We start from the raw sequence: 12,021 nt of genomic DNA, 5'->3' as shown, positions 1-12,021 counted from the left end.
CGCTACTACGACTTCTCCAGCCGACCGGTGACCCGGGCCTCCGGATACAGCCCTTCCCAGACCCGGTGCTCGGGTGGAAAACCCATGGCCGCAAGGGTGTTGATCAGCATTCCGTACGCCATGAAGGTCGTGGTCTCCTCGACGTCCGCCCCGAGCGGCAGATGCACGATCTCCCAGAGCTTCATCCAGCCGTTCCGCACGACCTCGCCGAACTCGTGGTCACCCTCCGCCTCGGCGGCGGCCACGGTGATGTACGTCTGCATCTGCATCTGGAGCTTCTCGGGATTCTCCGTGATGAGCCGCACATAGGCGTCGGCCATGGCATGCAGGGCTTCCTCGCCCTCCAGCCCCTTGCCCGCCTCCTCCAGCGCCCGGCACACGTCGTCCACGCACCGCAGCGAGGCCGCCGCGAAGATCGCCTTCTTGCCCGGGAAGAGCCGGAAGAGATACGGCTGCGAGACACCGACCCGCTTGGCGATCGCCTCGGTGGAGGTGCCGTAGTACCCCCGCTGCGCGAACTCGGCGATCGCCGCGCGGACGACGCTTTCGCGCCTCTCTTCTGCGCTCATCCTGACCATGCGAGAAAGTTAGTACTCAATCACTAACTACGTCAAGGGGTACCGCGCGGCGGGCTTCCAGGGAGTGGCACGCCGTTCCGCGCTGTGACGCGACGCACAGGCGGGACGGCTCCGATACTGGCCGGCGTCACTGCCAGTGACCGGGACCGAATCGGCCCTGGCCGACCCGCACGTAAGGGGCGCCCGCCATTGCGGACGCCCCGTACCTCAGCTCACGCCAGTCGTACGACCGCCCGCGACATCCCGAGCACCTTCTGCCCGGCGCTCATCGCCACCAGGTCCACGCGGACCGTGTTGTCGTCGAGCTTGGCGGCGACCTTGGCGCTGACCTCTACGGTCGCGCCCTGGTCGTCGTTCGGGACGACGACGGGCTTGGTGAAGCGGACGCCGTACTCGGCGACCGCGCCCGGGTCGCCGGTCCAGTCGGTGACCACGCGGATCACCTCGGCCATGGTGAACATGCCGTGCGCGATGACGTCCGGGAGCCCGACCCCCTTGGCGAACTTCTCGTTCCAGTGGATCGGGTTGAAGTCCCCGGAGGCACCCGCGTACTGGACGAGGGCCGCGCGGGTCACGGGGAAGGTCTGGGCCGGCAGCTCGGTGCCGACCTCGACGTCGTCGTACGCGATCTTCGCCGTCATGTCAGTTCTCCTCCGCCGCGCGGGCCACAAGCTTGGTCCAAGCGGTCACGACGTGCTCGCCGGCCTCGTCGTGGACCTCGCCGCGGATGTCCAGGATGTCGTTGCCCGCCATCGACTTGACCGCCTCGATCGTGGAGGTGACGGTGAGGCGGTCGCCGGCGCGCACCGGGCGGACGTAGACGAACTTCTGGTCGCCGTGCACGACCCGGGTGTAGTCGAGGCCCAGCTGCGGGTCCTGGACGACCTGTCCGGCGGCCTTGAACGTGATGGAGAAGACGAAGGTCGGCGGGGCGATCACATCGGGGTGACCGAGCGCCTTGGCGGCCTCCGGATCCGTGTACGCCGGGTTGGCGTCGCCCACCGCCTCCGCGAACTCGCGGATCTTCTCCCGGCCCACCTCGTAGGGGTCGGTGGGCGGGTAGGTCCGCCCCACGAAGGACTGGTCGAGCGCCATGGCCCGTACCTCCTGATGTTCCTGCTGCCGTGTGGCCTGCTGCTGAGTGGCCTGCTGCTGAGTGGCCTGCTGTGTGGAGAACGACGCGAGGCCGCCCCCAGACTTCGGGGACGGCCTCGTGTACGAGCCTGATTCTTATCGCGTTTCGCGATGCGCGGTGTGCGCATTGCAACGCGGGCAGTGCTTCTTCATCTCAAGACGGTCCGGGTCGTTACGCCGGTTCTTCTTGGTGATGTAGTTCCGCTCCTTGCACTCCACGCAGGCCAGCGTGATCTTCGGGCGGACGTCGGTGGCAGCCACAGGAGTGCTCCTTGACGAACGGATGGGACTATGAACGCATAACAGAGTAGCCGATCGAAGGACCGACCCCGCAATCGGCTACTGTCAGTAGCGGTGACCGGACTTGAACCGGTGACACAGCGATTATGAGCCGCTTGCTCTACCGACTGAGCTACACCGCTGTGATGCGATCGGTTCCCATCTTGCGACGAGAACCTTTCACACCAGAGCCCCAATACGGAATCGAACCGTAGACCTTCTCCTTACCATGGAGACGCTCTACCGACTGAGCTATTGGGGCGAGCGATGAAGACATTACACGCTCCGCAGCCGTTCGCCCAAATCCGTTTCGCGGCACCGCTCCAGCCGCTTCCAGGGCCCTCCCAGAGGCCTCAAGGGCCCCTCCCATATGGGGGACCACACCGGTACGACTATTGCGCTCCTCCCGGCCGTGAGCGGATCACCGCCCTAGGCTCGACTCACTCTGCGTGATCTTGCGCCCCTTTGCGCGGTCCCCAGTCCTGAGCCCCGAAGCCCCGAGCCCGCGAAGCCCTGAGCCCCTGGAGCGCGATGCCCGACAGCCAGCCCCAGCCGTCCCATTCGTCGTCTGGCCCGTCGGGTTCCTCAGGCTCGTCGGGACCGGCCGACCCGGCCGCGCTCCTGCTGTGCGGGGCCCGGCTGACCGACGGCCGGACCGTGGACGTACGGCTGGGCGGCGGGCGCATCGAGGCGGTCGGCACGGCCGGCAGCCTGGCGACGGACGCCACGCGCGCGTGCGGCGCGCGCGTGGACCTCAGCGGCTACCTCCTCCTCCCGGCCCCGGCCGAGCCGCACACGCACAGTGACACCGCCCTGTCGGCCGAGAACGGCGGACCGGTCTCCTACGACCCCCAGGACGTCCAGCGCCGCGCCACGGAGGCCGCGCTGCTGCAACTCGGGCACGGGGCCACGGCGCAGCGGGCACACGTGCGCGTGGGGGACGTTCAGGGGCTGAGCGCGCTGGCCGCCGTACTGCGGGCGCGGCGGGCGCTGCGGGGGCTGGCGGAGTTGACGGCGGTGGCGATGCCTCGGCTGCTGACCGGGGTGGCGGGGGCGGACGGGCTCGCGATGCTGCGGGACGCGTTGAAAATGGGTGCCTCCGTAGTGGGCGGTTGTCCAGATCTGGACCCCGATCCGACCGGGTACGTGGAGGCCGTCCTGGAGGTCGCGGCCGAGCACGGCTGCCCGGTCGACCTGCACACGGACGCCGCCGACCCGACCCGCCTGGCCCGGCTGGCGGCGGTCGCGGGCGGGATGCGCCCCGGGGTGACACTCGGCCCGTGCGGCGGCCTGGGGCGGCTGCCTGCGGACACGGTCACGCGGATCGCGGACCAACTGGCCGCGGCCGGTGTGACGGTGGTCTGTCTGCCGCAGGGCGGCTGCGGCGGCGTCGACCGCCGGGGCACGGCTCCCGTACGACTGCTGCGCTCGGCCGGCGTCCAGGTGGCCGCGGGCAGCGGCGCCCTGCGCGATGTGTCCAACCCGGTGGGCCGCGGGGACCCCTTGGAGGCGGCCTACCTGCTGGCCTCGCGGCACGGGATGCGGCCCGAGGATGCCTACGACACGGTGAGTTCGTCTGCACGCGCGGCGCTCGGTCTGCCCGAGGTGCGGGTCGAGGCGGGATTTCCGGCCGAACTGCTCGCGGTGCGCGGCGACCGGCTCGCGGGCGCGCTCTCGCTGGCGTACAGCCGGATCGTGGTGCACCGGGGGCGCGTGGTGGCACGGACCAGCGCGGTGCGGGAGTACTGCAACACGGCGGCGGGCTCGGAGTTGGGGCTGCCCCGGCAGGGGCGGGGCGAGTTGTCGTGAGCGGCTGCTGTTGCGCCGGGGCGTACGCCTGAGGCGCTGCGGCTCGGGTCCGCACGCCCGGCGCGTCCCTCGCGGGTGTGCGCCGCTGGGACGCGGCTGAAGTTGTGCGGCGCGTGCGGCCGTCCGGGCGTACGGTCGAAGGCATGCGCATTGTCATCGCTGGAGGTCATGGTCAGATCGCGCTGCGGCTGGAGCGCCTGCTCGCCGCGCGCGGTGAAGAGGTCGCGGGCATCATCCGCAACGCCGAACAGAGCGACGATCTACGGGCGGCCGGCGCCGAACCGCTGCTGCTCGACCTGGAGTCGGCCTCGGTCGAGGAGGTCGCGGCCCTGCTACGGGGCGCGGACGCGGCGGTCTTCGCGGCGGGCGCGGGCCCGAACAGCGGCACGGCCCGCAAGGACACGGTGGACCGGGGTTCGGCGGTGCTGTTCGCCGACGCGGCGGTCCTGGCGGGCGTACGACGGCATGTCGTCGTGTCCTCGATGGGCGCGGATCCGACGCACTCCGGGGACGGCGTCTTCGACGTGTATCTGCGGGCCAAGGGCGAGGCCGACGCGCATGTACGGGGCCTGGACGCCCTGGACTGGACGATTCTGCGCCCCGGTTCACTCACGAACGACGCCGGCACCGGGCTGGTCCGGCTGGAGGCGCACACCGGTCTCGGGTCGATCCCGCGCGACGATGTGGCCGCCGTACTCGCGGAGTTGGTGGAGACCCCGGCGACGGCCGGCCTGACGCTGGAACTGATCGGTGGGTCCGCGCCGGTGTCGGTGGCGGTGAAGTCGGTGGCGGGGAACTGAGGAGCTGAGCAACTGGGGTTCCCCGGCGGCGGGGTGGGCCGCCGTTCAGAAGAGTGGCATCTGGCCGGGGAACTCCGGGACCACGTACCCGTCCAACGCGGGCTGTGCCGCCCCGAGTTCCGCCTGGCGGCGGGACCCGGGGCATGACACGAGGTCCCCGCTCTCCCGCGCGCCGGGCGGGTCGTGCCGCGCGAACCGGCCGGCCACGACGGCGATTTCACGACGGCACTCGGGGCAGCTTCTGCGGCGGGACGACATGGGATCAGTCTGCCCCGCCGCAGGCCGGGTCGGCCGTCGAGGCTCGCTCGGGCGCGTTCAGCTGTGGGCGACGGTGAGTCCGTAGAAGGCGACGCGGGCGCCCTTGGTGGTGCTGTCGGAGGACGACTGGTTGTAGGAACCGGCCTTGAAGTACTGCTTGTAGGCGTTGAAGGACGACGGGATGGCGTAGTGCGTGGTGCTCCCGTTGACCGTCAGGTTGATGGTGTTCCCGCCCGAGACGCCGATCGTGTAGCTCCACGTCTTGCCGACCGACACGTTGCCGACGGTGTGCAGGGTCTGGCCGCCGGAGGGCGAGTTCTCCGTGCCGAGGACGATGTCGCCGCTCGACCGGTAGTACAGCTCCAGCAGCGGCTTGGTGGACGTGCCTCCGCTGCCGAGGTGGATCTGGCCGACGCAGACGTTCGAGGTGACGGATACGACCCGTAGCGTCGCCTTCATCGTGTGGGTGCCGCTGAGCGACCAGTCGGCGGCGCTGCCGCTGCGGTTCATCTCGCGCAGTTCGGAGCGGGCGTAGTTCGAGTTGGGGGTGGTGACGCCCTTCTCCGGCGCCCAGAAGGTCATCGCTCCGTCGCGGGTGTCCGTGTAGAAGTACGAGTCCTGGAACCCGTTGGCCCCCTGGAGCCGGGACGACGAGATCGTCGTGGGCGAGCCGGGGGAACCGATCGGCTCCTGGAGCTGCCACACCCCCAGGTCGAAGTTCCCGCCGGGCGCGACGGTCGGGTCCGCCAGGGGTGCGGCGACGGCGTGGGTGGTGTTGCCGACGGCGGTACTGCCCGATGCGGCGGGGGCCGTGAGGGCGAGGCCGCCGGTGACGGCGACGACGGTGGCCAGGGAGGTGAGCAGCGTACGCATGCGCATGGGGGGGTGCCTTCCTGTCTGCTCTGTGGACTCGGTTGGCGCACGCCCATGTGTTCATATAGATGAACTTTGTGTTTCAACATGAACGCGGTGTCGCGACAGTAGGACCGTGGCACGGGCACGTCAAGACCGGCGGCGGGGCAAGGGAATGCCGCGGAGAACGCTCCAGGAACGACGAAAGGGTCTGTGATCAGCATTGCTGCTGATCACAGACCCTTCGATCATGTGGCGGCGCCAGGGTTCGAACCTGGGTAGGCTAAGCCGGCAGATTTACAGCGGGCTCCATTCGTCGCCCGTGACCAGGGGTTTCTCTAGAAAACGCAACCGCCGGGGGACGCCTGGGGGAAACGGCCCTACTCGTCGGCCTCTTCCAGCACTGCAATCAGGGTCGCAGGGTCACCATCGAAGGTGACGTGCGGTTCATCCGACTCGGGTGGCACGAATCGGGTGCGGTAGCGCTGGAGGTCGCTCTCCGAGAAGTAGACCGAATTGGGATCGTGCTCATGGTCCGCGTTGCGCTTGTTGATCCTTGACCAGAGTTCGTCGTGGCTTGCTTCGAGGTAGACGAGTACCGGAGTTGCGCCTGCGTCGGTCGCGATGATTCGCCACCGGGTGCGGTCATCCGGGGTCCAAAAACCGTGATCAACCACAACATCGCGCCCCGCCATGAGGTGTTCGCGAAGTTCAGCCGCCACGTCCTCAAGCACCGGACGCTCAAGGGTGGGGAAAGTGCCTCGTGGGAAGTCCACCCCATACACGCCATGGCGGCGGTACATCTCCTCATCCGGGCACAGGCGCACGAACCCGCGATCAGTGAGAACACGGGCAAGAGTGGTCTTGCCGGAGCCGGGGAGTCCAGCCATCAGGACACAGAACGGTGGGCGCAGGAACATCGGTCTCGTCAGAGTCTGGGAGATGGCAGTCATCTCGGCTTCAGCTTCAGGAGTGAGCAAGCCGTCACGGCGAGCGGCAAGCAGGTTGCCCATGCGGACTTCGAGCACGCTCATGAGCGTGTCGTCCATGGTCCTCACTGGGAAACCTCCGATTCCGTCCGCCAGGTACGACCAGGGCCTCCAAGGTCGACACCGTACTCGACGACATTCCCCTCACTGTCGATGAACTTCGCAGTCATCACGACCACGGGTTCCGCCGGCGGGTTCTCAGAGTCCAGCTCCAAGAGCTGAGCATCCTCCGCAGTCAGTAGCCGCGCCGATGCACTGTCGATCCGATGACTGATCGGGAGGCCCGTTGCCTCTGCGATGAGCTGGAGGGATGTTCCTCCGCTCAGCCGCTCGCTGTTCGCCAGTTGCGGGATCAGCCTCCCGTACTGAGCGGGAATCCAAGACGTACTGTGCGCCACGATGCCGTGCCGGTCTCGGTACACCCGGCATCGGCGGATTACGTCGGACTGAGGGGCGACGCCCAGAGCTTGGGCCACCTCCGGGGGCGCAGGAACGATGGCGGCCTGATGCGAGTCGGACCTTTCGCCTGACCCCCAACTTGATCCGGTACGGCGGCCCCGATCCTGGCGCTGAGATCCCGAGGACATCGAAGAGGGCCGGTCAAGGACTTCCGTCCCGATGCCGTGAATACCCCTGACTAGACCCTCGTTGCGCAGCTTGCGCAGCGCCTTCTCAGCCGTTGCGGTGCTCACGCCCCACTTCTCCGAGAGGTTCTTGATGCTCGGCAGAAGTTCTCCGGGCGACATCTCACCGGACTCGATCAACTCCGTGTAGTGGGCGGCAATTTTCGCGTACGGCGCCCGATTGTCGGCCTGACCTGCCATGTCGCCTGCTCCCTCTCACCAGTTCCCTGCGGTTCCCTACCCTACCGCTTGACACCGCAGGGAACCCTAGGGAACCTTAGGGATGTGCCCGCCGGTCGGAACGTCGACCGAGGGTCATCGTGCCCCGGTATGCCCGCATTGATGGCGGGCGTACCGGCTCGGAGCAGCGTCAACGCCCGGAGGAAAGCCCGCAGGGGTGAGTACGAAGGCAGCGTCAGTTGGTTGAGAATTCAATAGGGATTCAAGTTCGACGGGGTTCAACTCCCCGTCCCCGCGACGGCCCGGGTGATGGCCGTTGGCGGCCACTTCGCGGCGGGTGAACCTTTCCCGCCCTGCGTGTCAGCTCTGGAGAAACGCCCCGGGGATCGGTGGGAACCGACCTCCGGGCGCGCCACCTGATACGCGCCGCCCTGCTGGCGTCAGAGCAGTGACGATGACGCACCCGATTCACCGGCTCGGGACCTGCACACCGTGGCAACGGCGCGCAGGTGAAAGCCGTGTCCCTGCAACCTGCGGGAGGTCGGCATGAGCCGACGACATACCCGGGCGCCGCCGTACGGACCGGCCGGCGGCGCCGCACCACCCTCTGATCCGGTCCGTTCTCGGCGTCGCGGCAGGAACACGCCGCGGCCGGCTGCCTCTCCCATCCGTCCGGCCCGCACACCTGCGGTGGTCGTACGGATGGGAGCGCGGGGAGCCGGAGGGTTCCACTTCCACCACATGAGAGGACCACCTCATGCCGAAGGTCAAGTTTTCTGCGTTCGCCACCGACGCCAAGACCGGCGAGAGGGGCCACGGCACCGGTGAGACCACGGTCAGCCACTGGGTCTCGCACCACCACTACCCCGAGGTCATCAGCCAGGACCTGGAGTGCCAGGGCTACAAGGACGTCGCGGTCGTCGACGTGACCGTCAAGGACTGACGAGCCGCCCCGCCCCTGACAGATCTACATCCCTATTAACGGCGCGCGGCCCCGGGTGGCTAGACCCGGGGCCGCTGTTCGGGCCGTTCCACCTGTGGAAGGAACCACGACCCAATGAAGCACATCGTCACTGTTCACGAGGTTGTTACCGCGTTCGCCGAATGGGGTGAGCCCACCAACGCGGAACTGGACGCGATCAACATCGAGATGCCCGTCATCCTGGCGGACCTCGACCTGCTCGACGCGCAGCTCATCACCTTGGACCGCACCCCGAGCGAGCTGGACCAGCAGCGCATCCGCCGTGCCCGGCGCCGTCTGCTCACCGCCCGCCGCGAGCTGGCCAACCAGGGTGCCGAGGGCACGTCGGGCGGTGTGGCATGAGCGCCACCACCGACCAGAACCTGACCGCCGCGCACGCTGAGGTGAAGGCGGAGATCGCGCGGACCGACAACAAGACCGCGCTGCTGCTGGCGTTCGTCGGCGCAGTGATGGCCGGCGCCTGGACCATCGGCAGTTCCCTCCCGCTCACCCCGCCCGCCGTGGTAGTTGGCGCGCTCGGTATGGGGCTGCTGGTCGCGGCGGCGGGACTGCTGCTGCGCTCGGTACGCCCCAACCTGAGCGGCCGGCACGGCTTCCCACTGTGGGCCACCCTCACCTCCGAGCAGATCGCCGACGCGGTATCCGGCGACCTTGCTGCCGACATCGCGGGGCTGTCCCGCCTGGCGGTCGCCAAGTACACGGGCCTGCGCCGCGCGGTCGACCTGACCCAGGCCGGCGGCGCCCTGCTCGTTCTCGCCGTGCTGATCGCGGTGGGGGGTGCGGCATGAACGGGCTGCTCACGGCTGTTTCGGTGGCGGGCCCGCTGGCCTGCGGGTGGGGCGTTCACGGACTACTGATGGGCCGCCGCCTCACACAGGCTCGCCGGGACCCGCTGTCGGGTCTGTGGACCCGTGCCGCGTTCGAGCGGCGGGCCCTGCGGATTCTGGGCAGCCAGATGCACACGGCGGTGGTCCTGGTCGACCTGGACGGCTTCAAGGCCCTCAACGACACGGCCGGCCACGCGGCGGGGGACGCGGCGATCCGCGCCACCGCCGCGAGCCTGACCGACGCCGTGTCCGCGTATCCCGGCGCGGTCGTAGGACGGCTGGGGGGAGACGAGTTCGTGGCCGCTGTCCCGCTGCCCGGCACGCACACTCTGCCGTGGCTGCTGGACGCGCTGCACGACGCGATCACCGCCCCGTTCCATTTCGAGGGCACCGACCTGTCGGTCGGTGTCTCTATCGGTGCCTCGCTCTCCAGCGACCTTCTCCCCGATGCCCCTCAGGGGGGTCCGGTGGCGTTGTCGCTGCTGATGCGGCTTGCGGATGAGGCCATGTACACGGCCAAACGCGCCGGCGGCGGCTGGTACGACCCCGCCGCCGCCACGCCCGGCTGCACGACCACCGCCGGGCGCCGCACTGGACGGCCCGGCACCACCGGCAAGGAGGTGGCGTGATGAACTCCAACGGCAGGAAGCTGCTCGTCGCCGCGTTGGTCGCGGTGGTCGGGATGGCGTTCCGGGTGTCCTGGAACGCGTTGCGGGATATCGCGAACGCGATCGGGGCGGATCACACCGCCGCGACCCTCTACCCGTTCGTGGTCGACGGCCTGATGGCCCTGGCCCTGGTCGCCACCCTCGTCCTCACGGGCGACGACCGCAGGTTCGCACTGCGGGTGCTGGGCACCTACACGGGCGCCTCGCTGGTCCTCAACTACGTGCATGGCCTGGTCCCCGCTCTGCACGGGGCCACGGTCGACTGGGGACGGCTTGCCGACTGGGACCCCGCCAACTGGGCCCTGGTCCTGCTCGCCACGTCGCTGCCGGTCGGGTCGATCTACTTCGGCTCCGATCTCGTCGCGAAGGTCCTGCACCACCAGCCCACCCCGATTCCCGCTCCCATCGTGAATGCGGAGGAATCTACCGAGACAGTAATCAAACGGTCTACGGCTGATCTGCCCGAATCGACCCCCGCACCGATCATCACGCCCGCCGTGGCGAACCCGGTCCGGATGCCCGATCCGGTGCCGGTCGGCTTCGTGAAGTCGACTCTGCCGCTCAAGCCCGTACCCGCCCTCGGGTCGGCCCCGGCCAAGCCGATCGGGTCGACTCCCCAGCGCACGGTCGCGGCGGCATCGACCCGCCCCCGCGCGGCGACCGGCCGGGTTCCCAACGTGGCGCGCTCGCCCCAACCCAGGCGCACCGAAGCCGAGTTGCTCGATGAGGCCCGCAAGGCGACTGCCAACCTGCCGGACGCGAAGGTGACCGCAGAGGGCATCCGCCGCGAGATCCACACCTCACCGGCCAACGCCCGCATGCTGCGCGACACGATCCTTGCCGAGCGCGTTGCCGCTGTCGGGACGCCGTGATGACCCCGTTGCGTATCGGTTCGGTGTGCACCGGTTACGGCGGGCTGGACATGGCCGTGCGGGAGGTGTTCGGCGGGGAGCTGGCGTGGGTGGCGGACAACGACCCCGGTGCCGCCCGCATCCTCGCCCACCACCAGCCGGGCGTGCCCAACCTCGGGGACATCACCGCCCTCGGCTGGCACGACGTGGAACCCGTCGACATCTACATCGGCGGGTATCCGTGCCAGCCGTTCAGCTCCGCCGGAAAACGGAAGGGAACCGCCGATGCCCGGCACATCTGGCCCCACATCGCCCATGCCCTTCGGGTTCTACGACCCCGCTACGCGGTCTTTGAAAACGTCGCAGGGCACCTTTCTCTCGGATTCGACACCGTCCTCGCCGACCTTGCCGCCCTCGGGTTCGATGCGCAGTGGTGCACTCTTCGCGCGTCCGACCTCGGCGCCGCCCACCAGCGCAAACGGCTCTTCGTCCTTGCGTGGCCTGCCGACACCGGCGGCGCGGGACTGGCGGGGCGGCGGGCAGCGGGGGCAGCTTCCGACGGCCGTCACCTCGCTGCTGCCGACGCCCTCGACATCGGAGAACACCGGTCCGGGGCACGCGGCGCAAGGCGGGATGAACCTGCGCCACGTCGTCTCCCTCCTGCCGACACCAGTGGTCGGGGACTCCAAGGGCGCCCGCCAGTCGACAGCCCCGAACCCCCGCAGCAGTTCCCCGACGCTGACGGACGTGACGTTCAGCGGGGCACTGCTGCCGACTCCCCGCGCGTCGGCGAACGAGAACCGGCAGACACGCCGGACTCCGTCGCAGGAAGCCGGAACGCACGGCAAGTGCCTCGCTGCGGAAGTGGCCAGCCTGCCGACTTCGGCGCCTACGCCCCGGCGGTCACGCGCTGGGAAGCCGTCCTCGGACGCCCCGCTCCCCGGCCAACTGACGCTCTGGGACGGCTGAACCCGCCCTTCGTCGAATGGCTCATGGGCCTGGACGCCGGACACGTCACCGACGTACCCGGCCTGTCCCGCTCCGCACAGCTCAAAGCGCTGGGCAACGGCGTCATGCCGCAACAGGCCGTAGCCGCACTGCACACCCTCACTACCGCCGGACACCGGTCCGACACCCTCGCCGCGTGACGCGACACACCCCCAACACTCCATTCCTGAAAGGGAGTTGAGC

At 69.1% G+C, this 12,021-nt stretch carries 16 protein-coding genes and 2 tRNA genes; 8 read left to right on the top strand and 10 right to left on the bottom strand.

Annotated elements, in window-relative coordinates; translation table 11 throughout:
- Positions 1 to 5: 5 nt before the first annotated feature.
- The 6 genes from SPR02S_RS03070 to SPR02S_RS03045 all read right to left on the bottom strand — a co-directional run bounded on the left by SPR02S_RS03070 (position 6) and on the right by SPR02S_RS03045 (position 2,253).
- On the bottom strand, positions 6 to 578 hold the full coding sequence (locus SPR02S_RS03070) for a TetR/AcrR family transcriptional regulator (RefSeq protein ID WP_019055464.1): 573 nt from the start codon (positions 576 to 578) through the stop codon (positions 6 to 8).
- 212 nt (positions 579 to 790) lie between these two features.
- Entirely contained in the window at positions 791 to 1,219 is a 429-nt protein-coding gene (locus SPR02S_RS03065; RefSeq protein WP_019055463.1) for a MaoC family dehydratase, read from the bottom strand.
- Between the two features lies 1 nt (position 1,220).
- Complete coding sequence (locus tag SPR02S_RS03060; protein WP_019055462.1) at positions 1,221 to 1,673, bottom strand: MaoC family dehydratase N-terminal domain-containing protein; 453 nt, start codon at positions 1,671 to 1,673, stop codon at positions 1,221 to 1,223.
- Between the two features lie 135 nt (positions 1,674 to 1,808).
- Positions 1,809 to 1,973, bottom strand: coding sequence for a 50S ribosomal protein L33 (gene rpmG / locus SPR02S_RS03055; RefSeq protein ID WP_004571794.1), 165 nt, complete (start codon positions 1,971 to 1,973; stop codon positions 1,809 to 1,811).
- 88 nt (positions 1,974 to 2,061) lie between these two features.
- Positions 2,062 to 2,134, bottom strand: a tRNA-Met gene (locus SPR02S_RS03050).
- A 46-nt stretch (positions 2,135 to 2,180) separates the two neighbouring features.
- Positions 2,181 to 2,253 (bottom strand) — tRNA-Thr (locus SPR02S_RS03045).
- Between the two features lie 269 nt (positions 2,254 to 2,522).
- Between SPR02S_RS03045 and SPR02S_RS03040 the strand changes: the two genes are divergently transcribed.
- Positions 2,523 to 3,800, top strand: coding sequence for an amidohydrolase family protein (locus tag SPR02S_RS03040; RefSeq protein ID WP_019055461.1), 1,278 nt, complete (start codon positions 2,523 to 2,525; stop codon positions 3,798 to 3,800).
- Positions 3,801 to 3,943: 143 nt separating this feature from the next.
- A complete protein-coding gene (locus SPR02S_RS03035) occupies positions 3,944 to 4,600 on the top strand; it encodes an NAD(P)H-binding protein (RefSeq protein ID WP_019055460.1) in 657 nt (218 codons plus the stop codon).
- 45 nt (positions 4,601 to 4,645) lie between these two features.
- On the opposite strand, the gene SPR02S_RS03030 is transcribed toward SPR02S_RS03035, so the two are convergent.
- The 4 genes from SPR02S_RS03030 to SPR02S_RS03015 all read right to left on the bottom strand — a co-directional run bounded on the left by SPR02S_RS03030 (position 4,646) and on the right by SPR02S_RS03015 (position 7,523).
- Entirely contained in the window at positions 4,646 to 4,858 is a 213-nt protein-coding gene (locus SPR02S_RS03030) for a hypothetical protein (protein WP_026150157.1), read from the bottom strand.
- Between the two features lie 57 nt (positions 4,859 to 4,915).
- Entirely contained in the window at positions 4,916 to 5,737 is an 822-nt protein-coding gene (locus SPR02S_RS03025; protein ID WP_019055458.1) for a polysaccharide lyase family 7 protein, read from the bottom strand.
- A gap of 353 nt (positions 5,738 to 6,090) precedes the next feature.
- The gene (locus tag SPR02S_RS03020; protein ID WP_019055457.1) at positions 6,091 to 6,768 is read right to left on the bottom strand and encodes a P-loop nucleotide/nucleoside kinase family protein; all 678 of its coding nucleotides are present in this window, start codon (positions 6,766 to 6,768) and stop codon (positions 6,091 to 6,093) included.
- Positions 6,765 to 7,523, bottom strand: a complete 759-nt coding sequence (locus SPR02S_RS03015; RefSeq protein WP_019055456.1) for a GntR family transcriptional regulator — start codon at positions 7,521 to 7,523, stop codon at positions 6,765 to 6,767. Before SPR02S_RS03015 ends, SPR02S_RS03020 begins: the two co-directional genes overlap by 4 nt.
- 736 nt (positions 7,524 to 8,259) lie before the next feature.
- Between SPR02S_RS03015 and SPR02S_RS03010 the strand changes: the two genes are divergently transcribed.
- From SPR02S_RS03010 to SPR02S_RS58830, 6 genes are all read left to right on the top strand, one after another.
- On the top strand, positions 8,260 to 8,445 hold the full coding sequence (locus SPR02S_RS03010; protein WP_019055455.1) for a hypothetical protein: 186 nt from the start codon (positions 8,260 to 8,262) through the stop codon (positions 8,443 to 8,445).
- A 114-nt stretch (positions 8,446 to 8,559) separates the two neighbouring features.
- Positions 8,560 to 8,826, top strand: coding sequence for a DUF6284 family protein (locus tag SPR02S_RS03005; protein ID WP_019055454.1), 267 nt, complete (start codon positions 8,560 to 8,562; stop codon positions 8,824 to 8,826).
- Positions 8,823 to 9,272 (top strand): Pycsar system effector family protein, encoded by a 450-nt coding sequence (locus tag SPR02S_RS03000; protein ID WP_019055453.1) that lies wholly within the window; start codon positions 8,823 to 8,825, stop codon positions 9,270 to 9,272. The genes SPR02S_RS03005 and SPR02S_RS03000 overlap by 4 nt, the downstream gene beginning before the upstream one ends.
- Positions 9,269 to 9,940: a GGDEF domain-containing protein gene (locus tag SPR02S_RS02995; RefSeq protein ID WP_026150155.1), complete on the top strand. Its 672-nt coding sequence runs from the start codon at positions 9,269 to 9,271 to the stop codon at positions 9,938 to 9,940. The genes SPR02S_RS03000 and SPR02S_RS02995 overlap by 4 nt, the downstream gene beginning before the upstream one ends.
- Positions 9,940 to 10,851, top strand: a complete 912-nt coding sequence (locus SPR02S_RS02990) for a DUF2637 domain-containing protein (RefSeq protein ID WP_019055451.1) — start codon at positions 9,940 to 9,942, stop codon at positions 10,849 to 10,851. The genes SPR02S_RS02995 and SPR02S_RS02990 overlap by 1 nt, the downstream gene beginning before the upstream one ends.
- A complete protein-coding gene (locus SPR02S_RS58830; RefSeq protein ID WP_019055450.1) occupies positions 10,851 to 11,978 on the top strand; it encodes a DNA cytosine methyltransferase in 1,128 nt (375 codons plus the stop codon). The genes SPR02S_RS02990 and SPR02S_RS58830 overlap by 1 nt, the downstream gene beginning before the upstream one ends.
- Positions 11,979 to 12,021: the final 43 nt, after the last annotated feature.

It is taken from the genome of Streptomyces prunicolor NBRC 13075, from assembly GCF_000367365.1.
GTDB classification, from domain to species: domain Bacteria; phylum Actinomycetota; class Actinomycetes; order Streptomycetales; family Streptomycetaceae; genus Streptomyces; species Streptomyces prunicolor.
This window is presented reverse-complemented; position numbering and strand designations above follow the sequence as displayed.